Source organism: Microvirga arsenatis (assembly GCF_009910705.1).
Taxonomy (GTDB): domain Bacteria; phylum Pseudomonadota; class Alphaproteobacteria; order Rhizobiales; family Beijerinckiaceae; genus Microvirga; species Microvirga arsenatis.
The window spans coordinates 512,554-534,682 of the sequence record NZ_JAAAXJ010000002.1 but is presented as its reverse complement, the minus strand read 5'-3'; the positions used below and the strand labels follow the sequence as shown (position 1 = coordinate 534,682).

The 22,129-nt window shown below is 68.3% G+C and carries 19 protein-coding genes; 5 read left to right on the top strand and 14 right to left on the bottom strand.

Features of this window, described 5'->3' with window-relative positions:
* Position 1: 1 nt before the first annotated feature.
* The 10 genes from trmB to GR303_RS05800 all read right to left on the bottom strand — a co-directional run bounded on the left by trmB (position 2) and on the right by GR303_RS05800 (position 10,453).
* Positions 2-685: a tRNA (guanine(46)-N(7))-methyltransferase TrmB gene (trmB, locus tag GR303_RS05845; protein WP_161726362.1), complete on the bottom strand. Its 684-nt coding sequence runs from the start codon at positions 683-685 to the stop codon at positions 2-4.
* A 155-nt stretch (positions 686-840) separates the two neighbouring features.
* Positions 841-2,019 (bottom strand): methionine adenosyltransferase, encoded by a 1,179-nt coding sequence (metK, locus tag GR303_RS05840; protein WP_161726360.1) that lies wholly within the window; start codon positions 2,017-2,019, stop codon positions 841-843.
* 108 nt (positions 2,020-2,127) lie between these two features.
* Positions 2,128-2,532 (bottom strand): helix-turn-helix domain-containing protein, encoded by a 405-nt coding sequence (locus GR303_RS05835; RefSeq protein ID WP_161726358.1) that lies wholly within the window; start codon positions 2,530-2,532, stop codon positions 2,128-2,130.
* Between the two features lie 53 nt (positions 2,533-2,585).
* Entirely contained in the window at positions 2,586-4,184 is a 1,599-nt protein-coding gene (gene lnt, locus GR303_RS05830) for an apolipoprotein N-acyltransferase (protein ID WP_161726357.1), read from the bottom strand.
* The gene (locus GR303_RS05825; protein WP_161726355.1) at positions 4,181-5,215 is read right to left on the bottom strand and encodes a hemolysin family protein; all 1,035 of its coding nucleotides are present in this window, start codon (positions 5,213-5,215) and stop codon (positions 4,181-4,183) included. The genes lnt and GR303_RS05825 overlap by 4 nt, the downstream gene beginning before the upstream one ends.
* A 19-nt stretch (positions 5,216-5,234) precedes the next feature.
* Positions 5,235-5,711: an rRNA maturation RNase YbeY gene (gene ybeY / locus GR303_RS05820; RefSeq protein WP_161726353.1), complete on the bottom strand. Its 477-nt coding sequence runs from the start codon at positions 5,709-5,711 to the stop codon at positions 5,235-5,237.
* Positions 5,708-6,796 carry a PhoH family protein gene (locus GR303_RS05815; RefSeq protein WP_161726351.1) on the bottom strand — a complete coding sequence of 363 codons (1,089 nt, stop codon included), beginning with the start codon at positions 6,794-6,796 and terminating at the stop codon, positions 5,708-5,710. The genes ybeY and GR303_RS05815 overlap by 4 nt, the downstream gene beginning before the upstream one ends.
* Before the next feature lie 69 nt (positions 6,797-6,865).
* Entirely contained in the window at positions 6,866-8,224 is a 1,359-nt protein-coding gene (gene miaB, locus GR303_RS05810) for a tRNA (N6-isopentenyl adenosine(37)-C2)-methylthiotransferase MiaB (RefSeq protein WP_161726349.1), read from the bottom strand.
* Positions 8,225-8,370: 146 nt separating this feature from the next.
* Positions 8,371-9,114, bottom strand: a complete 744-nt coding sequence (locus GR303_RS05805) for a M48 family metallopeptidase (RefSeq protein WP_161726348.1) — start codon at positions 9,112-9,114, stop codon at positions 8,371-8,373.
* 76 nt (positions 9,115-9,190) lie between these two features.
* A complete protein-coding gene (locus tag GR303_RS05800) occupies positions 9,191-10,453 on the bottom strand; it encodes a polyhydroxyalkanoate depolymerase (RefSeq protein ID WP_161726346.1) in 1,263 nt (420 codons plus the stop codon).
* A gap of 248 nt (positions 10,454-10,701) precedes the next feature.
* On the opposite strand from GR303_RS05800, the gene GR303_RS05795 reads away from it, so the two are divergent.
* Both GR303_RS05795 and GR303_RS05790 read left to right on the top strand, forming a co-directional pair.
* Positions 10,702-12,051 (top strand): ActS/PrrB/RegB family redox-sensitive histidine kinase, encoded by a 1,350-nt coding sequence (locus tag GR303_RS05795; RefSeq protein ID WP_161726344.1) that lies wholly within the window; start codon positions 10,702-10,704, stop codon positions 12,049-12,051.
* A gap of 82 nt (positions 12,052-12,133) precedes the next feature.
* Positions 12,134-12,691 (top strand): ActR/PrrA/RegA family redox response regulator transcription factor, encoded by a 558-nt coding sequence (locus GR303_RS05790; protein WP_161726342.1) that lies wholly within the window; start codon positions 12,134-12,136, stop codon positions 12,689-12,691.
* A 78-nt stretch (positions 12,692-12,769) separates the two neighbouring features.
* Here GR303_RS05790 and GR303_RS05785 read toward each other — a convergent pair whose 3' ends face one another.
* The 4 genes from GR303_RS05785 to GR303_RS05770 all read right to left on the bottom strand — a co-directional run bounded on the left by GR303_RS05785 (position 12,770) and on the right by GR303_RS05770 (position 17,383).
* The gene (locus tag GR303_RS05785; RefSeq protein WP_161726341.1) at positions 12,770-13,267 is read right to left on the bottom strand and encodes an MmcB family DNA repair protein; all 498 of its coding nucleotides are present in this window, start codon (positions 13,265-13,267) and stop codon (positions 12,770-12,772) included.
* 54 nt (positions 13,268-13,321) lie between these two features.
* Positions 13,322-14,218 carry a DMT family transporter gene (locus GR303_RS05780; protein WP_161726339.1) on the bottom strand — a complete coding sequence of 299 codons (897 nt, stop codon included), beginning with the start codon at positions 14,216-14,218 and terminating at the stop codon, positions 13,322-13,324.
* A gap of 113 nt (positions 14,219-14,331) precedes the next feature.
* On the bottom strand, positions 14,332-16,656 hold the full coding sequence (locus GR303_RS05775) for an MHYT domain-containing protein (protein WP_161726337.1): 2,325 nt from the start codon (positions 16,654-16,656) through the stop codon (positions 14,332-14,334).
* A 172-nt stretch (positions 16,657-16,828) separates the two neighbouring features.
* On the bottom strand, positions 16,829-17,383 hold the full coding sequence (locus GR303_RS05770) for a hypothetical protein (RefSeq protein ID WP_161726335.1): 555 nt from the start codon (positions 17,381-17,383) through the stop codon (positions 16,829-16,831).
* Positions 17,384-17,557: 174 nt separating this feature from the next.
* Here GR303_RS05770 and GR303_RS05765 point away from each other — a divergent pair, with 174 nt between their 5' ends.
* From GR303_RS05765 to GR303_RS05755, 3 genes are all read left to right on the top strand, one after another.
* Positions 17,558-20,104 carry an ABC transporter ATP-binding protein gene (locus GR303_RS05765; RefSeq protein WP_161726333.1) on the top strand — a complete coding sequence of 849 codons (2,547 nt, stop codon included), beginning with the start codon at positions 17,558-17,560 and terminating at the stop codon, positions 20,102-20,104.
* 96 nt (positions 20,105-20,200) lie between these two features.
* The gene (locus GR303_RS05760) at positions 20,201-21,103 is read left to right on the top strand and encodes an MBL fold metallo-hydrolase (protein ID WP_161726331.1); all 903 of its coding nucleotides are present in this window, start codon (positions 20,201-20,203) and stop codon (positions 21,101-21,103) included.
* 17 nt (positions 21,104-21,120) lie between these two features.
* Complete coding sequence (locus GR303_RS05755; protein ID WP_161726329.1) at positions 21,121-22,128, top strand: NAD-dependent epimerase/dehydratase family protein; 1,008 nt, start codon at positions 21,121-21,123, stop codon at positions 22,126-22,128.
* The last annotated feature ends 1 nt before the right edge of the window (position 22,129 follow it).

Below are 22,129 nucleotides of genomic sequence, written 5' to 3'. Positions count from 1 at the left end.
TTCAGACGCGCACGAAGGTCAGGTAGCTCGGCACGCGGCCTTCGCGGATCGCCTTGGCCTCGTAGCGGGTGCCCGGCCAACCGTCATAGGGCTTGCGCCAGTCGTCGGCGCGGGTCGCGGTCCAGCGGAAATGCGAGGAGCGCAGGGCCCGGGCGAGCACCCAGCCGATGTAATCGTCGATGTCGCTGGCGAACCGCAGCTCGCCGCCCGGCTTCATCACGCGGGCGAGCATGGCGAGCATCTCGTCCGAGACGAGGCGGCGCTTGCGCTGCCGGCGCTTCGGCCAGGGGTCGGGATAGAGGATGTAGACCCGGTCGAAGGAGGCGTCGGGAAGGGCGGGCAGGAGCTTGGTGACGTCGTCGTCCCAGACGCGGATGTTGTCGAGGCTTTCCTGCTGGACCGTGGCGAGGAGCTTCGCCATCCCGTTCACGAAGGGCTCGCAGCCGACGAAGTTCACGTCCCGGCGCGTGCGGGCCTGGGCGGCGAGATGCTCGCCGCCGCCGAAGCCGATCTCGAGCCAGGTTTCCCGCGCAGCCGGATTGGCGAACTGACCGGGCAGGTCGCTCCCCGGGGCCACGCGGATCGCAGGGAGCAGGGTGTGGACGAGTTCGTCCTGTCCGGCGCGAAGCTTCTTGCCCTTCCGGCGCCCGAAGAATGCGCCGGCGCGTTCCGAGGCTTCGCTCATGGGACAAATGCTCCTCAAGTCAGCACGATCTGCTCGAATGGCCGGTGCTCATCACGTCGGCTGATGCATTGAGAGCCGATTCTCCTTACGGGGAACCGGCTCTTTGCGTCGGATTACAGGAGCGCCGAATTGCATTCGGCCCGCCGAAGCGGCTCTTAGCGGAACGCCGCCTTGAGGCGGTCGGCGAGGTCCGTGCGCTCCCAGGAGAAGCCGCCATCCGCATCGGGCTTGCGGCCGAAATGGCCATAGGCCGCGGTGCGGGCGTAGATCGGCTTGTTGAGGCCCAGATGCGTGCGGATGCCGCGGGGCGAGAGGTCCATGACGTCCATGAGCACCGCCTCGAGCTTGCCCTCGTCCACCTTGCCGGTGCCGTGGAGGTCCACGTAGATCGACAGGGGCTTGGCCACGCCGATGGCGTAGGAGAGCTGCAGGGTGCAGTTGTCGGCGAGGCCCGCTGCCACCACGTTCTTGGCGAGGTAGCGCGCGGCATAGGCCGCCGAGCGGTCCACCTTGGTGGGGTCCTTGCCGGAGAAGGCGCCGCCGCCATGGGGAGCCGCGCCGCCATAGGTGTCGACGATGATCTTGCGGCCGGTCAGCCCGCAATCGCCGTCCGGTCCGCCGATCACGAACTTGCCGGTGGGATTCACGTGCCAGATGGTGTCGGGCGAGATCCAGCCCTCGGGCAGGGTCTGACGGATGGTGGGCTCGACGATGGCGCGCACGTCGTCCGAGGAGAGGTTCTCGTCCAGGTGCTGGGTCGAGAGCACGATCTGGGTGGCGGCCACCGGCCGGCCGTTCTCGTAGCGCACCGTGACCTGGCTCTTGGCATCCGGGCCGAGCTTGGCGGCGTCGCCCACCTTCCCTTTACGGGCGGCGGTGAGGTTCTCGAGGATCTTGTGGGCGTAGTAGATCGGCGCCGGCATCAGCTCGGGCGTCTCGTTGCAGGCATAGCCGAACATGATGCCCTGGTCGCCCGCGCCCTCGTCCTTGTTGCCGGAGGCGTCGACGCCCTGAGCGATATGCGCCGACTGGGCGTGGAGATAGACCGCGATGTCGGCGTTCTTCCAGTGGAAGCCGTCCTGCTCGTAGCCGATATCCTTGATGGCATCGCGGGCGAGCTCGATCACCTTGTCCTTGGTGATGGAATCGGGGCCGCGCACCTCGCCGGCGATGACGACGCGGTTGGTGGTGGCGAGCGTCTCGCAGGCCACGCGGGCCTCCGGCTCGGCGGCCAGGTAGGCGTCGACGACGGCATCGGAGATCCGGTCGCAGACCTTGTCCGGATGCCCCTCGGACACCGACTCGCTCGTGAAAAGATAGCTCGACCGCCGCACAGCAGATAGTCCTATGAAGAGAGATTCAGCCAATCCCCGGCACGTAACCCGGGCTCTGGGTCCATGCTCATGCCGCAGGGAGGCGGAAAGGTCAAGCGAACGTGTTTGTTATGACGAACGCTCCGCCTCCTCCTGGGCGGCGAGCGAGGCGACGAGCTGAACGATGCTCTTGCGGACCTTGGAACTCTTGATGCTGGTGAAGTTGCGCACGAGCTGCAGGCCCTCCGGGGTCGACATGACGTCGGCCACGTAGGGAGGGGCGCCTTCCTCGGCGAAGCCTGCGCCGGACTTGATGCCGTTGAAGAAGAAGTGGATGTCGACGCCGAGGATCTTGGCGATCTCCACGAGACGCGCCACGCTGATCCGGTTCATCCCCTTTTCGTATTTCTGGACCTGCTGGAAGGTAAGGCCAAGCATATCGCCAAGCTTTTCTTGGCTCATGCCAATCGAAACGCGGCGCATGCGCACCCTGCTTCCGATTTCCCTATCGATCGAGCCGGTCGACTTCTTCATGGAGCCCCGCTTCCTGACAAATTCCGACGCAACGTAAGGGCATGGTATATTTGCTAAAAACGCGATTGGCGCCCACGACGTACGACCAGGATCATTAAGCAGATCACAAGCGTGGCCGTCAAAGAAAACCTGCCGGAATGACTATAAAGAGTTGCAGGCTGCGCAACCGGAAGAGAAGCATCCATAGCGCCCTCAACCCCTAATGGAATTTGACCTGTGATCCGGCCGAACGGATCGACCACGGCCGAGATTCCGGTATTGGCGGCGCGCACCAGAGGCAGGCCTTCCTCTACGGCACGCAGACGCGCCTGCGCGAAGTGCTGATGGGGGCCCGGGGTCCGCCCGAACCAGGCATCGTTGGTCACGTTCAGGATGAGGCTCGGACGCGGCCCGTCGCCCAGGATCCCGCCGGGGAAGATCGCCTCGTAGCAGATCGTGGCGGCTGCCGGCGGGAGGCCCGGCACGGCCAGGGCGGCCCGCCGCTCGCCCGGCTCGAAGCCGCCCGGGATGTGCACGAACTGGCGCAGGCCCACGGCCCGGATCAGCGCATCGAGGAACCGGGGCACGTACTCGCCGAAGGGCACCAGGTGCACCTTGTCGTAGGAGCTCAGGATGGTGCCCCGGTCGTCGATCACCTGGATCGCGTTGTAGAACTTGCCCGCCGCCTCGCCCGGCAGGGGCTCGTCCATGCGCGCGGCGCCGGTGATCAGCACGGAGCCGGGCTCAAGCAGGGCGGCGATCTGCGCGAGCGAGGCCGGGTCGCGGTGAAGCAGGAAGGGAAAGGCCGATTCCGGCCAGAGGATGTGGGTTGGCGCCGCGCCGCCGCTCCCTCCCCGGCTCGCGCTCAGGGTGAGGTAGTGCCGCATGATCGGCTCGCGGTTGCGCGGGTTGAACTTGGCGTCCTGGGGCAGGTTGGGCTGCATGATGCGCAGGCGCACGTCCGGAACCGTGGCCGAGGCCTCGGCGGGCACGCGCCACAGGCCGAAGAGCGCCATGGCGAGCAGAACCAGCGCCGCCAGGCCCGGGGCGAGCCAGCGGCCGCGGGCGGTCCGCCCCGTGAGCAGCACGGCCGGCGCCGCCCCGATGCACAGGCTCGCGAAGGTCAGGCCATAGAGGCCCACGAGCGAGGCCGACTGCATCAGCCAGAGGCTCTGGCCAAGGGCCATGCCCGGGCTGTTCCAGGGAAAGCCGGTGAAGAGATGGCCCCGCAGCCATTCGGCAATCGTCATCCCGAACGCGAAGGCCAGGATGCGCCGGTCGTCCCGCAGCCAGAGCAGGCGGGCGAGCGCAAAGCCGAAGGCGGGAAAGAAGGCGAGGAGCGCCGGCAGGCCCAGCACCCCGAAGGGCATGGCCCAGGCGAAAAGGTCCGCCTCCACGAGGAAGGCGGCGCCGAGCCACCACAGCCCGGCAACGAAATAGCCGAAGCCCCAGAACCAGCCGACGAGCGCGGCGGCCCTGAGCGCCCCCCAGCGGGAGGCGCCCTCGATGGCGGTTCCATCGAGGAGCCAGATCGCGGGAACGAGCGAGAGGACGAGCGCGGGCAGGAAACCGAAGGGCGGCATGGCCAGGGCGCCCACCGCCCCGGCCGCGAAGGCCGCAAGCCACCGGCGCCATCCCCGCAGGAGGATGGCCCGTTTCGCCAGAGGGCTCATTCCGCCGCGGCGCTTTGGGAGCGCGGGGCGAGCGGCCGGCCCTCGCTGATTTCCACCTCCGACGTCGCCGGGGTGCGGCGGTGGATGCGCAGCTTCTTCACCCGCCGCGGATCCGCATCGAGCACCTCGAACTCGAGGCCCGCAGGACCCACGATCACCTCGCTGCGGGAGGGCACGCGGCCGGCCAGCGTCGCGATGAAGCCGCCGATCGTGTCGATGTCCTCGGCGCCCTCCTCCTCGGTGAGATCGACGCCGAGCGTCTCCTTGACCTCGTCGAGGCTGGCGCGGGCATCGGCGATGTAGGTGCCGTCGGCGGCGGCCGCGATGGTGACGCCCTCGTCCTCGTCGTGCTCGTCCTCGATGTCGCCCACCACCATCTCCACGAGGTCCTCGATGGAGACGAGGCCGTCGGTGCCGCCGTACTCGTCGATCACGAGGGCCATGTGGGTGCGCGTCGCCTGCATCCGCACCAGGAGGTCGATGGCCGGCATGGAGCGCGGCACGAAGAGCACCGGTCGCAGGATGTTGGCTTCTGCCAGCGTCATCGAAAGGTCGATCTGGCCGAGGCTCGGCGGACGGGTCTCGTCGCCGGCGCCCGCCTCGGTGGCGCCGCTGTCGGCGCGCATGGCGATGAAGTCGAGGAAGTCCCGGATGTGGACCATGCCCTTGGGATCGTCCAGGGTCTCGCCGTAGACCGGCAGGCGCGAGTGGCCGGCGGTGCGGAACAGGCTCAGGAGCTCGCCGAGATTGGTCTCGGACGCGACCGCCACGATGTCGGCGCGGGGCACCATCACGTCCTCCACCCGGATGCGGTGGAAGGAGAGCACGTTCTTGAGCATCGCCCGCTCCTGGGGCGAGAAATCCGTGTCCTCCACCGCCTCCTCGAGGGCGTCCTCGAGATCGTGGCGGATGGATTCGCGGGGCTTCAGGCCGAGCCGGACCAGGACCCGGTCGTACCAGTGGTCGCGTGTCTCGTCGGTTTCCGTGAGGGTTCGGACGGGGCGGTCGCTGCGACTTCGATCTTCGTTCATAGCGTGGGGTGTCAGCCCTTCATGCTGCCAAATCGCGATAGGGATCGGCGATGCCGAGAGCGGCAAGCGCCTTGACTTCGAGACCTTCCATTTCTTCCGCCTCCTCCTCGACCTCGTGGTCGTAGCCGAGGAGATGCAGGATTCCATGGACGATCAAATGGGCAAAATGATGCGCAAGCTCCTTGGATTCCTCCTCGGATTCGCGCACCAGCGTTTCATAGGCTAAGGCAATATCGCCCAGATGGCGAGGGCCCGCCGCGCCGGGCTGCTCGGGAGCCGGGAAGGAGAGCACGTTGGTGGGCTTGTCCTTGCCCCGCCAGGTGCGGTTCAGCTCCCGGATCCGGGCGTCGTCCGTGAGCATGACGCTCGCCTCGAAAGCACCCCCCGCCGCGTCGGAGACGGCGAGCGCCGCCGCCGCCGCCCTCTGCGCCAGGGCCTCCGCGTCCGCGAGGCGGCTCCAGCCGTCCGCCTCGATTATGATGTCGAGCTCGATCACGGCCGGCGGTCCTGACGGGGCTGCTCCGGCGGGGCCTCCCGCGCCGCCTTCTCGTAGGCGGTCACGATGCGGCGCACCAGGTCGTGGCGCACCACGTCCGCCTCCTTGAAGGTCACGCGGGCGATGCCCTCGACCCCCTGCAGCACGCGCACCGCCTCGACGAGCCCGGATTTCTGGCCCGGCGGCAGGTCGATCTGCGTCGGGTCGCCGGTGATGATCATCCGCGAGCCCTCGCCGAGGCGGGTCAGAAACATCTTCATCTGCATGGTGGTGGTGTTCTGGGCCTCGTCGAGGAGCACCAGGGCGTTGGTGAGCGTGCGCCCGCGCATGAAGGCCAGCGGCGCGATCTCGATCATGCCGGTCTGCAGGCCCCGGTCCACGTGCCGGGCCTCCATGAAGTCGTAGAGCGCGTCGTAGATCGGGCGGAGGTAAGGATCGACCTTCTCGCGCATGTCGCCGGGCAGGAAGCCGAGGCGCTCGCCCGCTTCCACTGCAGGCCGCGAGATGATCAGGCGGTCCACCTGCCCCGCCTCGAGGAGCGAGACCGCATAGCCCACGGCCAGCCAGGTCTTGCCGGTGCCGGCGGGGCCTTCGGCGAAGACGAGCTCGTTCGTCTTCAGGGCCTTGATATAGGCGTTCTGCGAGGCGTTGCGGGCCCGCACCGGCCCGCGCCGGCGCGTGGAGATCTGGTCGAAGGCGGTGAGCCCGGGCGCCGCCGGCTGCTCCTCGGCGGGAAAGAGGCTGCCCTGGAGCGTGCTCTCCTGGATGGCGCCGTCCACGTCGCCCGGCCCCAGGGCCCCGCCCCCGCGGGCGCGGTCGTAGAGCCCTTCCAGCACCCGGCGCGCCAGCTCGGAGGCCTCCGGCGTGCCCTTCACGGTGACCCGGTTGCCGTTGGCGATGGCGGTCACGTCGAGGCGCCGCTCCAGATGGGCGAGGTTCTGGTCGTATTGCCCGAAGACGAGGCTGGCGAGGCGGTTGTCCTCGAAGGTGAGGATGATTTCCGCCTCCTCGACGACGCCGGGATGCGGGCCGCCGGGGTTGCGTCCCTTCTGGGCTCGTGCGGCTGCGTTGTCCGCTGGGCTCAAATGCCTCTCCTCTGATGATCCGCCGCAGGGGCTGCGACGGACGGATATGGGGCCTCGTCGGGCCAGGATCTAGGCCGCCGCCTGGCTGCCGGGGCCGACCCATTCCCCGAACAGGCTGTTGGAGCCGGCCTGCGTGATCCGCACCGTCACGATCTCGCCTGCCGCATGGCGGTCGGTCTCGAACTGCACGGCCTGCAGGTAGGGGGACTTGCCCGCCATCTGGCCCGGGTGACGACCCGGCTTCTCCAGGAGAACGTCGAGAGTCTGGCCGACGGTTCCGCGGTTGAAGGCCTGCCGCTGCGATTCCAACAGGTTTTGCAGCCGGCCTAAGCGCTCGGCCTTCACCGCCTCGGGGACCTGGGCCTCGATCTCCGCCGCCGGGGTGCCGGGACGGGGGCTGTACTTGAACGAAAACGAGCTGGCAAAGCCGACATCCGCCACGAGGCGCATGGTGTCCTCGAACTCCGCATCCGTCTCGCCGGGAAAGCCGACGATGAAGTCGGAGGAGAGGGCCAGATCGGGCTGCGCCTTCCGGATGCGCTCGATCAGGCGGCGGTACTCGTCGCCCGTGTGCTTGCGGTTCATGGCGTCGAGGATGCGGTCGGAGCCCGACTGCACCGGCAGGTGCAGATAGGGCATCAGCGCGGGCAGGTCGCGGTGGGCCGCGATCAGCTCGTCGTCCATGTCGCGGGGATGGCTGGTGGTGTAGCGAAGGCGCGCGATGCCGGGCACCTCGGCCAGCCGGTGCAGCAGGCGCCCCAGGGACCAGACGGAGCCGTCCGGCCCCTCGCCGTGATAGGCGTTCACGTTCTGCCCGATCAGCGTCAGCTCGCGCACGCCCGCATCGGCGAGGCGCATCGCTTCGTCCAGGATCTTGGCGACGGGGCGCGAGACCTCCGCGCCGCGGGTATAGGGCACCACGCAGAAGGTGCAGAACTTGTCGCAGCCCTCCTGGATGGTGAGGAAGGCCGACACGCCGCGGGTCCGGATCGCAGCCTTCGAGGGTTGGGGCAGATGGTCGAACTTGTCCTCGATGGGGAATTCCGTATCGACCACGCGCTCGGAGCGCGGCTTCTTCAGGAGGCTCGGCAGGTTGTGATAGTTCTGCGGCCCCACCACCACGTCGACGGCAGGCGCCCGGCGCAGGATCTCCTTGCCCTCGGCCTGCGCCACGCAGCCGGCGACCACGATCTTCGTCTCCTGGCCCGAAGCCTCGCGCTCTTTCTTCAGCTCGCGCACGCGGCCGAGCTCGGAATAGACCTTCTCGGCGGCCTTCTCGCGGATGTGGCAGGTGTTGAGGATGACGAGGTCCGCCTCCTCCATGGCCTTGGTTTCGCTGTAGCCCTCCGCCGCCAGCATGTCCGTCATGCGCTCGGCGTCATAGACGTTCATCTGGCAGCCATAGGATTTGACGAAGACTTTTTTCACGAGATCGGCCTGTCTGCTGGAAATCGGGCGGTGATGGTCGAGCGCCCTTTTAAGCCTTTTGCTCGCGCAAGAGAATAGCGGCCGTTTGGCCCAAACGTTGTTCCGCAGCCCGGCGTCGCTCCCGGGCTGCATGCGGTCGGGATCCGTCAGCCGATCCGGTGCAGGGCGCTGCCATAGGCCTTGAGCCAGGCCTCCGCCTCGTCGGTGCGGGGGCAGAGCTGGTGGGTGAGCTTCCAGAACCGGGCGGAGTGGTTGAGCTCGCGCAGATGGGCGACCTCGTGGGCGGCGAGGTAGTCCAGAACGAAGGGCGGGGCCATGATGAGCCGCCAGGAGAAGTTGAGCGCCCCGTTGGCCGAGCAGGAGCCCCAGCGGCTCTTGGTGTCGCGCACGGTGATGCGCTTGGCGGCGACGCCGAGCTGGGCCGTATGTTTCCTGACGGCGGCGGCGAAGTCCCGCCGCGCCTCGGCCTCGAGGAAGTCCCGCACCCGGCGGGCCACATGGGCGGCCTCGCCCGCCACCGCAATGATCGGCTCGCCCGCGCTGCCGCGGGTGGCCCGGGTCACGCCGCGGATCGTGGACCAGTGGACGATCCGGTGAGGCACGCCGCGAAAGGGCACGAGGGCGCCCGGCTCGAAGGGCACGCGCTCGGGCACCCGGGCGAGCCGGGTGGCGATCCACTGGCTGTGGCTGTCGGCGAATTTCTGGGCCAGGCCCACATCGGTGCGCTCGGGGATGCTGAGCACGACCTCGCCGGTTGCGTTGGAGACGCGCAGGGTGATGCGCTTGGCCGTCGGCCGGCGCTTGAGGGCCACCTTGAAGGTTTGGCCGTCGTGGACGACCTTGAGATGCGGCGGATCCGCAGGAACGCGGCGGAACAGGGCGGATTTCATGTCCGCAATCTGCCCCGCCACGCTGATTCTGTCAGCGCAGCCGTTTGCCGCTCCTAGGAACGTATCAAGAACGGGATCAGGCTCTTGACGCGGCCTTCCGGACTGGTTCTCGAGCGTGATTCTCAATGAATTCAACGATTCGAGGAGCGATTTCAGCCCGGAACCGGGAGCCGTTGAAGACGCCATAGTGACCGACCCCGGCCTGCAGGTGATAGAGCTTCTTGTCGGAGGACAGGTTGGGGGTCAATTCGAGGGCGGCCAGGGTCTGGCCCACGCCCGAGATGTCGTCCCGCTCGCCCTCGACCGCCATGATGGCGCAGCGCCGGATGGCCATGAGATCCACCGGCTGGTCCCGGTGCATCATCTCGCCCTTGGGCAGCTCGTGGTTGACGAAGACCTTTTCGACCGTCTGGAGGTAGAACTCCGCGGTCAGGTCCATCACGGCGAGGTACTCGTCGTAGAATTCCCGGTGCTTCTCGGCCGAATCGCCGTCGCCCTCCACCAGGTGGTTGAACATCTCCCAATGGGCGGTGAGATGCCGGTCGATGTTCATGGCCATGAAGCCGGAGAGCTGCTGGAAGCCCGGATACACGTCGCGCCAGAAGCCCGGATGGGACGGGGGCACCTTGGTGATGCAGTGGCGGCGGAACCATTCGATGCCGCGCTCCTCGGCCAGCCGGTTCACGGCGGTGGGCGAGCGGCGGGTGTCGATGGGGCCGCCCATGAGGGTCATGGAGAGCGGGATGAAGGGATCGTTCTCCGCCTCCAGGCGGGCCACCGCCGCGATCACCGGCACCGCCGGCTGGCACACGGCCATCAGGTGGAGGTCCGGGCCGAGGTCCCGGCACATGGCCTTGATGTAGTCGATGTAGTCGTCGAGGTCGAAGCGGCCTTCCGCCAGGGGAACCATGCGGGCATCGGCCCAGTCCGTGATCATCACCTGATGGGTGGGCAGGAAGGTCTCCACCGTGCCCCGCAGGAGCGTGGCGTAGTGCCCGGACATGGGAGCCACGATGAGGAGCTTGGGCTGGTTCTTGGCGGCGCGGTGGGTGCGTTCGAAGGAGACCACCCGGCAGAAGGGGCGCTCCCAGACGATGCGCTCCATCACGCTCACGGTCTCGTTGCCGATCCGGGTGGTGGGCAGGTTGAAGGCGGGCTTGCCGTAGCGGCGGGTGGTGCGCTCGAACAATTCGCAGGCCGCGGAGACGGTCCGGGCGTAGGGGGTGTTGGTGAGCGGGTTTCCGGGATTGTCGAAGAAGTGCTTTGTGAAATCCGAGGCTGCACGGGCGGGGCTCAAGAGCCAGTGTGCGGTATCGTACCAAACATAAGAAAGGTTCATCTGTGTCCCCAAAGGCCGGGCGCCTGGTTCTCGCACGATGCGGTAGGCTTTATCCTCAACCGTAATTTTAAGATTAAAGTTCCTTGAGCTTATTGCAACAAGCTTGTCGGTCCATCGCGAAAACGGATGACATACTTTGGTTTCGGAGCATTGCTTGAAGGTTGCACGGCCTTCATCGGGCTCCGGATAGGAAAAGAGGCCGGCGGGCGCTGCTTGGCGAAAGGGGCACCGGCCCTATTCTGTCCAGCATGTCCCGGATCGAACCGAAGAGCCTGACCCATCACGCCCGGCACCTGCGCCTGGACACCCTGGTCCGCCTCCGGTGGCTGGCCGTCGCGGGGCAGTCCGCAGCGGTGATCGGGGTCCGCTTCGGGCTCGGATTTCCCCTCCCCTTCGCCCTGTGCCTTCTGGTGATCTTCGCCTCGGTCTGGGTCAACCTGCTGCTGCGCATCCAGTATCCGGCGAGCCACCGGCTCAGCGACAACGTCGCCACGGCGCTCCTTGCCTTCGACATCCTGCAGCTCGCCGCACTCCTCTACCTGACCGGCGGGCTCGAAAACCCCTTCGCCATGCTGTTCCTGGCGCCCGTCCTGATCTCGGCCACGGCCCTGACGCCGGAGCGGACCCTGGGCCTCGGCCTTCTGGCCGTGGGATGCGCGACCTTTCTGGTGCTCGCCCATCGGCCGCTGCCCTGGTTTCCGGGGCAGAGCTTCACCCTGCCGTTCCTGTACGTGAGCGGGATCTGGACCGCGATCCTGCTCGGCACCGCGTTCACCGGCATCTATGCCTGGCGCGTGGCGGAGGAGGCCCGCCAGCTCGCCCAGGCGCTCGCCGCCACGGAGCTGGTGCTCGCCCGCGAGCAGCACCTGTCGCAGCTCGACGGCCTGGCGGCGGCGGCAGCCCATGAACTCGGAACGCCGCTCGCCACCATCGCGCTGGTCACCAAGGAGCTGAGCCATTCCATGCCCAAGGACGGGCCCGTGGGCGAGGACCTGAGGCTCCTGCAGGAGCAGGTGGAGCGCTGCCGCACGATCCTGACGAAGCTCACCTCCATGAGCGACGAGGGCGAGTTCCTCGAAACAGTTTCGCTGAGCCACCTGGTGGCGGACATCGTCGAGCCCCAGCGGGCGGTGGGCTACGACGTGAAGGTGATCGCCAAGGGCAACGGTCCCGAGCCCCTGTGCCGGCGCAATCCGGGGGTGGTCTACGGCCTGTCCAACATCCTCGACAACGCCACCGACTTCGCCGAGAGCCAGGTGACGGTGGAGGCCTGCTGGTCTCCTCACGAGGTTTTCATCGAGATCCGGGATGACGGCCCCGGTTACGCGCCCGATATCCTGCTCAGGGTCGGCGAGCCCTATGTGACCACCCGCAGCGCCGCCGAGCGCACGGAGGACAGCGAGGAGGGCGGAGGCCTGGGGCTCGGCCTCTTCATCGCCAAGACGCTGATCGAGCGATCGGGCGCCGAGCTGACCCTGTCGAACGCCGCTCCGCCGGCCTCGGGCGCCATCGCGCGGATCGTTTGGCCGCGTCATGCGTTTGAACGAGGTGCGGCAATTTCGCCGCAGGGAGGTTCGCTGGTGCCTCTCAAAGGTTAGGGGATCAATTCCCATATGAGAGCAGGGCCGGACAGGCTCGCCTCAGAGGGGAATAGTCCTGACAATGCAAGGAGATGTTCTGATGGCCGATGCGCCTGCCGCATTCGAAGATCGCGCCGACAAGAGTCTCTTGATCGTCGACGACGACCGGCCGTTCTCGACCCGGCTGGCCCGCGCCATGGAAGGCCGCGGCTATCAGGTGCGCGTGGCCGAGAGCGTGGCGGACGGCATTGCGGCCATCGAAAGCGAACCGCCGGCCTTCGCCGTGATCGACATGCGCCTTGGAGACGGCAACGGTCTCGACGTGATCGAGCGCCTGAAGCACCGCCGGCCCGACGCGCGCGGCGTCGTCCTCACCGGCTACGGCAATATCGCCACGGCCGTGACGGCGGTGAAGATGGGCGCCTTCGACTACCTCGCCAAGCCGGCGGACGCGGACGAGATCCACGCGGCCCTCATGGCCCAGCCGGGCGAACGGGCGCTTCCGCCGGAAAACCCCATGTCCGCGGACCGGGTGCGCTGGGAGCACATCCAGCGGGTCTACGAGCTGTGCGGCCGCAACGTCTCCGAGACGGCGCGACGCCTCAACATGCACCGCCGGACCCTGCAGCGGATCCTGGCCAAGCGCGCGCCACGGTAAAAAGCCAAGAGCGATGCAGGATGAGGAGCGGACCAGTCCGCTCCTTTTTTGTTTCCGGCTGCGCGGGCGCCCAGAGCGTCAGAGCCGCCCGTCGGCGATCCTGTCGGGATCGGCGAGCGCGTGCAGCAGGGATGCGGCCGCATGGGCGAAGCGCAGGGTCACGGCCTTGCGGCGCGCGCCCGCCAGCGGGTGGTGGGAGGCTTCCCGCAGGATCGCCGCGCCGAAGCTGTCGGCGATAATGAGGCCGCGATCCTCGGGCAGGATGTCGAAGGGCACCGTCTCCGGCACCGCGAAATAGAAGCGGTCGCAGAAATCCTCGTAGTCCAGCCATTTCCGGTCGGCGCGAAAATCCGCCACGCTCGACTTGATCTCCACGATGGTGAGCGCCCCGTCGGGTGCGAGCGCGATGAGGTCGGCCCGCCTTCCGTTGGCGAGGGTGAATTCCGGCAGGGTGACGTGGCCCATCTGCGAGAACAGGCGGCGCACGCCGCGCTGGATCCCGGCCGCCACCGGCGACTGGCGCCCGTCGGCGGGCAGAATGATGGGGCGGGGGAGGGAGGCGGGCGAATCGGACATGGCTCCTTAAGCCTATCCCGCTGCCAAGGCCCCGCAACGGCCCCGTTGTCGCGCTCAGCGAAGGCGCTTCCACCGGGTCCAGGCCGGCTTCGAGGCACCGTCGCGCCGGAGCACGATCATCAGGACCCCGCACAGGGCGAGCCCCGTTCCCAGCGCCATGCGCCCGTCGAACCGGTCTCCCGTCACGGCGATGCCCAGAAGCACCGTGAACAGGGGGTTCATGATGGTGAGCGGCGCGATCAGGTTGGCGGGGTATTTGCCGATCAGGCCGTAATAGATCGTGTGCGCCAGGAGCGACACCACGAGGGCAGAGAACAGGAGGGCTCCCACGAAGGCCCAGCCTGCCTCCGCAGCTTTTGCCGCCTGACCGGTCTCGAACGCCGCGGTCAGGAGCACCATGGGGGCCACCGAGGCGAGCCCGACCCAGGCCTGGAACTGCAGGGGCCGCACACCCTTGATCTGCTTCATCATCACGGCGGCAAGCGAGCCGGTGCAGGTGGAGGCCAGGATGAGCAGGAGGCCCGCGGAGAGCGGAAAGCCGCTGTCCGGGTCCCACATCACGAGCACGCCCCCGGTGAAGGTCAGCACGATGCCGAAGCCGCGCCTGCGGTCGATCCGCTCGCCCAGCATCAGGAGGGAGAGAAGCGCCGTGATCGGAATCCCGAGCTGGCTCACCACCGCGGCGCTCGACGGGCTCGCGCTCCTGATCCCGAGGAAGAACAGGGCAAAGCCTCCGCTCCCCATCAGGAACCCCACCAGCAGGATGCGCCAGCGCGGCCGGGGCGCCGGGAGCAGCCAGGGAAGGGCGACGAGGGCCACGATGCCGAAGCGGATCGCGGCGTAGAACAGGGGCGGGATCTCCATGCCCGAGACCACGAGCTTGCTGACGATGGTATGCGCCGCCCACAGGAAGCAGACGAGAATCATCAGGAGGAGGTCGCGCGGGGCCATGAAGGTGGATAGCTCGGCAGGGGAGAGAGTTACAAATGCACGCAACGGGGGTCTGGCATGCTCACCGGCGCCGGGACCCGGCGGCTCCACGGCCCGTCGCGGAGCCTCGGCGACTAGCTTTCCCGTCCCACGGGGCCCTCGGCCGGCTTGGAGCGGAACGGGACCACCTTTCCTGCCGCGGCCTGTTCCATGCTCTGCCTGACGACCCGCGCGAGCTCCTCCTGCCGGAACGGCTTGTTGAGCCTCGCGACGGCGGAACTCACCTCGGACGTCAGCTCCGCATAGCCTGAAGCCAGGATCACCGGCAGATGCGGCCATCGCTTCCTGATGGCATCGGAGAGCTGGAGCCCCGTCATGCCGGGCATGGCATGGTCGGTGATCACCAGATCCACCGACGGCGTGCGGATCAGCCACTCCAGGGCCTCCTGGCCTGAACTCGCCTCCAGCACCCGGTGGCCGAGATCCTCCAGCATCACCGCCGTGTTCTGGAGGACCAAGGTGTCGTCATCGACCACCAGGATCGTGAAGGGACCGGCGCCCGGCCTTGCGCCGGCCGTCTCCGCTTCCTGAGCCGGTGCGGCCGCAGCCGCAGCCTTCGCGGCGATCACGGGCAGCCAGATCTCGGCGGTGGTGCCCTGCCCCTTGCGGCTCTTCAGCATCAGCCGCCCACCCGATTGCTCCGCCAGCCCATGCACCATCGACAGCCCCAGGCCCGTGCCCTTTCCGATGCCCTTGGTGGTGAAGAACGGCTCCATGGCCCGTGCCAGGGTCGCCTCGTCCATGCCGTGGCCGGTGTCGGACACCGAGAGGCAGACATAGCCTCCCGGCGCAAGACCGCTGGCATGCCCCGGAGCGACCACCTCCTCCCGCCCCGCGATCGTGATCGTTCCTCCTTCGGGCATGGCGTCGCGCGCGTTCACCACGAGGTTCAGCAGCGCCAGTTCGAGCTGGTTCGCATCGGCCTGGGCGCAGGGAAGGCTCAGGGGGAAGCGCGTCTCGATCAGGATCATCGGACCGATGGAGCGCTGGAGCAGATCGGCCATGCCCTTGACGAGGTCGGGAACGTCGACCGGCTCGGGCTTGAGGTCCTGCCGTCGGGCGAAGGCGAGCATGCGCTGGGTCAGGGCGGCGCCGCGCCGGGCTCCCTGCATGGCGTTGTCGAGCAGGCGGGTCGCCTTCGGGTCGTCGGGGAGGCGCCTGCGCAGAAGCTCGAGGTTGCCGAGCACCACCGCCAGCAGATTGTTGAAGTCGTGGGCCACGCCGCCCGTCAGGTGCCCGACCGCCTCGATCTTCTGCGCCTGCCGCAGGGCCTCCTCGGCCTTCTTGCGGGCCGTGACGTCGACCACGCCGCCGAGAACGTAGAGAAACCGGCCCTCGGCGTCGCGCACGACGCGGCCGGACATCAGCACGTCGAGGACCGCGCCGGTCTTGGTCACGAGGCGATACTCGACATCCTTCGCAGCCCCCTCCCGCAGGAGCCTCGGCCAGACCAGCTCCGCCCGGCGCTGAATCGAATCCTCCGTCATGAAATCGGTGAGGGGGCGCCCCACCACCTCCTCGCGGCGGTAGCCCAGAAGCTCAAGCCACGCGTCGCTCACATGCTCGATGATGCCGGCCTCGCTCAGGGAATGCAGGGGCAGGGGGGTCTTGCTGTAGAGGGTGCGGTAGCGCTCCTCGCTGGCGCGCAGGGCGGCGGCCTCCCGCTCGGCCAGAAGGGCGAAGCGGCGGTCGAACATGGCGGCGATCAGGGCGAGGAACAGGATCGCGAAGGTCGTGGCCGCAACCGCCAGGGCAAGGCTGGTCTGCTCCAGGCTGGCCTGGCCATGGGCGTGGTCCACGGCCGCATGGGTGGTGAAGATGGCGGCCCGCATCGCTGCATAGTGCATGCCCGAAACGGCCATCCCCATGGCCACGGCGGCGACGAGCCTCTGCCCCGGCCCGGTCCGGCGGAAGGCCAGCCACAGGGCCACTGCGGAGGCGCCGATGGCGATCAGGACGGAGGCGGCGACCCACAGGCCATCATAGCTGAGATCGGCCGGCATGCGCATCGCGGCCATGCCCGTGTAGTGCATTCCGGCAATGCCCAGCCCCATGAAGAGGCCGCTCAGGGCGAGGGTGGTGAGGCCGATGTCCGGGCGGTTGGCGACATGAAAGCCGATTCCGGTGACCACGATGGGCAGGACGAAGGACAGGGCCGTGAGTCCCATGTCGTAGTTCATGGCCATGTCGGGCATGCTGAAGGCAAGCATGGCCACGAAGTGCATCGACCAGATGCCGCCGCCCATGGCGAAGGCTGCTGCGGCCAGCCACGCATGGCCGGTCCAGCCCTGCGCCGTCCGGATGCGGCCTGCCAGGTCCAGGGCTGTATAGGAGGCGACGGTCGCGATCAGGATCGACAGGGCGACGAGAAAGGAGTCGTGAGTTCCGGTGATAACCATTCTGCCCCGCAACGTGTCGCCGGAGGGCGCACGCCATCTTTTGATTTAGGGATATCCTCCATCCTGGAAAGAGAGCGCGCTTCGGGTCAAGGCGGCCTTTGGGCACGGGGCGCGGAGAGCCGTTATTGGCCCCTCCCCGCCCTCGCCGCTGCAAAGCCCGTCCCGTTGCCGCTTAGTGCAGCATCAGGTGGTGCGGGGAAAGGTTCTCCAGCATGTCGCGCAGGTCCTCCATGTGCGGGTTGATGCCGAGCGCGATCTGGAAGGCGGCGCGGGCCTCGTTGAGATGGCCGTGCCTCAGGCAGAGATTGCCGAAGCCCGCGATGGCGCCGAAATGGCGCGGCTCGAGGCGCAGGGTCTGCGCGATGTCCAGGAGGCTGTCCGCATCGCGCTTCTCGATGGAGGCCAGCGTCGCGCGCTTGTTCCAGGCCTCCGCCCAGGTGGGGTGCTGGGCGACGAGGTGATCGAGAAGGGGCCTCGCCGTCCCGAGCGATCCGGCCTCGAGGGCTTCCATCGCGGCCGCCATGGTCTCCTCGGCGATCCGGTCCTCGTGCGACCCCCACAGGGCCCAGATCTGATCCTCGATCTCCTCCACCGGGCGGGAGGGCTCCTCCAGCGCCAGTTCCCGGAAGAGATCCGTCAGGCGGTGCGGCAGGCACGGGCTCGGCGCGAGGCCCGGAACCTCGAGAACCAGCTGGAACACCGGATCGAGCGGCAGAGCGGATGTCATGGGCGGGATCACCGATCCTCCTCGCAGGCAGCAGGGAGGTGAGATAGAGTCCCGTCCGGGGGAGACGAGAGGGGTGCGGGAGCGCACTTTTTGCATTCGCCTCCTATCCCTTTCACGAAAAAATGCTCTAGGGTCCGCTAACGTCATCAACCGCGATCCACGTTGGAGCCATCCTTGGGAGCCGTCATCGAGCGCGACCCGCTGCGCCTGGCCTGGAAGACCTCTCCTGCCCGTCATCTCGCCGGCTTCGGGCTTCTGGCCCTGGCGGGCCTTCTCATCGTCATGGGCTTCGATCTCGTCCGCGCTGTCGTGGACCGGGCGACCGGCGGGCCCGAGGCCTGGAACGCGCCGGCCGCCTTCCTGCGGCTGGCCCTCACCCCGCCGGCAAGCCTCTGGCCCGAGCCCCTGGTGCTGTTTCCCGGCTTCAGCTTGAGCCCGCAGGCCTTCGCCCTCGCCTCCGTGGCGGGCATCCTGCTCGTCCCCGTGCTGATCGGCCTGATCCTGATCGGGATCGAGGCCCTCGCGGTGGGAATCGGCCTGCGGATGCTGACCAGGGCGCAGGCGGCGGCCGTCGACGCGATCATCAAGGTGCCCTCCGCCTCCCGCGAGGAGTTCGACATGGTGGCGGCGCTCGCCTCCCGCGGGCTTGCGCGCGAGAACGGGGTGCTGGGCTCGAGCCTTCTGGTCCCGGTGAAGCTCGGCGGCATGATCGGGCTCGCCTGCACCTATGTGTTCGTCATGGACTGGCATCTCGGGGCGGCGCTGGCGCTGGTGATTGCCGCCGGCGCGGTCGTGAGCGCCCGCCGCTCGATCCTGCGCTTCGACGCCGCCACGGCCCGCAACCGGGAAGGCGAGGAGGCCGGCGACGTGTTTCAGGAGCTGGAGCAGCGCATCCCGGCCCTGCGCGCCCATGGCACCGCTCCCTTCGAGCGGGACCGGGTGCGCGCGGCGCTTCTGCAGAGCCACCGGCCCGTGATGGGCTACGAATACCGCCTGGCCCTGGCCGAGGCGGGGTCCGCCGCCGTGCTCATGATCGCGCCTTTGGCCGTGCTGGCGCTCGGCGCCTGGTTCGCGCAGGAGCGCCCGCTGAGCGCCGGCACCGTGGCCGCCTGCGTGCTTGCCGCGGCGCTTGCCGCCTATGGCACCCGGGAAGTGGTGCAGTGGCACCGGCTCGTCCTGCGCGCGCGGGCCCTGCTCATCGACCTGGGCAAGAGCCTGGCGCCCCTCAAGCTGCGCGCGGCTGTCAAGGGCAAGGCGAGCCTTCCCGAGAGCGGCGCGCTCGTGGCCGAGGGGGTCTCGGCCTACGATCCGGCGAGCGGCGCGCGGGTGGCCGCCGTCAACCTGACCCTGGCCTTTCCCTCCCACGTGGCGCTGGTGGGCGACGGCGATGCCGGGCCCCGGCTCCTCGCCGCCCTCATGAGCGGCCAGCTTCCGCCCTCCATCGGCCGCCTCTCCTATGGCGGCGTCGATCTCTCAGCCGCCGATCCGGTGGAGCGCAGCCAGCGCATCGCCTTTGCGGGCAGCGCGGTGCTGATCGAGGGCAGCCTGAGAGACAACCTGCTCTATGGCTGCACGGCGCCCGCCTCTGAGCGCGACCACCGGCTGTCCGAGGCGATCGCGGTGGCCGGGCTCGACCGGCTCACCCATGCGCGCGGCCTGTCCGGCACCATCGACCCGGGGCGCGAGCCGAAGCTCGCCGAAGCCCTCGTCGAGGCGCGCCGGATGGTCCAGGCCGCGCTCGCGGCGGAGGGGCTCGACCGCTTCGTCGATCCCTTCAGCGCCACGCGCTACAACCGCTATGCCACCATCGGCGAGAACCTGCTGTTCGGCAAACCCATCGGCGATGCCTTCCAGGAGGAGCGCCTGTCGGGCCATCCCTTCGTGCGGGCGATCCTGGAGGCCAACGAGCTCACCAAGCCGCTCGCCCGCATGGGGCTCTCCATCGCCACCAGCATGATCGAGATTTTCTCCGACATCCCGGACGGATCCCCGCTCTTCGACCGCTTCTCCTTCTTCTCCGCGGCGGACCGGCCCTATTTCCAGGACCTCGTCGACCGGAAGAACGAGCAGCGCCGCAGCGACCAGACCGCGCGCGACCAGGAGCGTCTGATCGGCCTCGCGCTTCGCTACAACGAGAGCCGGCACCGCCTCGGCCTGCTCGAGGAGGGGCTGGAGGAGCGCATCCTCGTGGCCCGCGCGGATTTCGCCCGCATGCTGCCGCTGAGCCTGAAGTCCTCCATCGAGTTCTACGACGAGGCACGCTTCTGCGCGGCGGCGAGCATCCAGGACAACCTGCTCTTCGGGCGCATCGCGGCCGACCAGGCGGGCGCGCTGGAGGCCGTGCAGGAGGTGACCCGCCGGGTGCTCACGCAAAGGGGCCTCGACAGCGAGGTGTCGCGCATCGGCCTCGACACGCCCATCGATCCGCAAGGGGACGACCTCACCCTCACCGAGGCGGCGGCCGTCGATCTGGTGCGCTGCCTCGTGCGCCGGCCGAGCATCCTGGTGGTGCAGCGGGCGCTCGACGGCCTGCCGGGACCGGCCGCCGACAGGCTGGTGATGAACCTGCGCCGCGCCCTCGTCGGCCGCGGGCTGATCCTCGTGACGCCTGAGATTTCCCCTGCCATGGATCAACCGCCCTTCGACGCGGTTATCCGTTTCGAGCGCGGCGAGCCGGTGGTGGATCGGCGCACCAGGCCCCTGGCGGCCCTGCGTGCGTGACATCTTTCGCCTTGACCCGGCCTCCGGCCCATGAGCAGCTTATGACGTGTGCGCCAGCGCACATCGGTGGGGTTTTCGATTGATCATGATCTTGAAATGCTGAGGTGTGTTGCATCTTCCGACGCGTTGCAGGTCCGGTTCTGGGGCACTCGGGGATCCACCTGCGCCTCCGGACCCGAATTCGTCGAGTTCGGATCGCACACCCCCTGCGTCGAGGTTCGCTGCGGCGAGCGCCTGTTCATCCTCGATGCGGGAACGGGGTTGTCCGCACTGGGCGCCGAGCTCGCCCAGAACGCCCCCGACAAGATCGACATCCTCCTCAGCCATCTCCACCTCGACCACATCAGCGGCCTTCCCTTCTTCAAGCCCGCCCTGCTCGCCAAGGAGCGCGTGATCCGCACCTATTGCGGCCACCTGGACGGGGAGAGCGCCATGGAGCCGCTGGGCAGGCTCTTCGCGCCGCCGCTCTTTCCCGTGCGCCTCGGCCAGCTGCCGGCCCGCTTCGAGCATCACGGCTTCAGGGCGGGAGAGCCGATCACCTTCGACGACGGCACCCGGATCGAGACCCATCCCCTCAACCATCCCGGCGGCGCCACGGGGTTCCGCCTGAGCCATCGGGGCCGCAGCATCTGCTACATCAGCGACGTGGAGCACAGCGACCCCTGGCCCGATCCGGACCTCGCCGCCTTCGTCCGCGACACGGACCTGATGATCTTCGACGGCATGTTCTTCGACGCGGAATATTCCTATTGCCGCGGATGGGGCCATTCCACCTGGCAGAAGGGGGTCGAGCTCGCGCAGCAATCGGGCGTGAAGGCCCTGGCGATCTTCCACCTCTATCCCGGCCATAACGATGCCACCCTGAAGGCGGCCGAGGCCGAGATGCAGCGGATCATGCCCACCGCCTTCATGGCGCGGGAGCGCCAGTTCCTCTCCTTTGCCCCCGCCGACGAGACGGTTGCGGATCGGGCCCAGGCCGCTAAGGTGCCCGCCGTCTAACCAAGCGCGGGCCTCCCATGTCCTCTCCCATTCTCGTCACCGGTGCGGCCGGGTTCATCGGCTATCATATGGTCGAGCGGCTTCTGGCCGAGGGCCGGCAGGTGGTCGGCGTCGACAGCTTCACGCCCTATTACGACGTGGCCCTGAAAGAAGCCCGCTTCGCCCGGCTCAGCCCCTACAACACCTTTCTCGGCGAACGCCTGGACCTTGCCGATGCGCAGGCCACCCGCGACCTGTTCCGGCACCACCGCTTCGAGCGGGTCATCCATCTGGCCGCCCAGCCCGGGGTGCGCTTCGTCGACCCCCAGCCCTACGCCGCCTCCAACCTCCTGGGCTTCATGAACGTGCTGGAGGCCTGCCGGCAGGAGAGCGTCGGCCACCTCGTCTATGCCTCGTCGAGCTCGGTCTACGGCGCCAACCGCACGCTGCCCTTCTCCGAGCACGACACCACGGACCACCCGATCAGCCTCTATGCCGCCACCAAGAAGGCCAACGAGATGATGGCGCATTCCTATGCCCATCTCTTCGGCCTGCCCTGCACGGGGCTTCGCTTCTTCACCGTCTACGGGCCGTGGGGCCGGCCGGACATGGCTGTCTACAAGTTCACCCATGCCATTGCCGAGGGCCGGGAGATCCAGGTCGCCAACGGCGGCAGGGTCCGGCGCGACTTCACCTATGTCGACGACATCGTGGAGGGCATCGTGCGGCTCGTCGACCGCGCGCCCTCCCCCGACCCGGCCTGGAATGCACAAAAGCCCGACCCGGCCACCAGCGCCGCGCCGCACCGGGTCTACAACATCGGCAACGACTCGCCCGAAGAGGTGAACCGGCTGATCGCCCTGATCGAGGAGCAGCTCGGCCGGAAGGCCAGGCGCGTGGACGTGCCCCTGCCGCCCGGCGACGTGCTGGAGACCCGCGCCGACGTGACGGATCTTCGCCGCGACGTGGGCTTCGCGCCCGCAACCCCGCTCGAGGAGGGCATCCGGCGGTTCGTGGCCTGGTATCGCGGCTATCACGGGGCGTGAG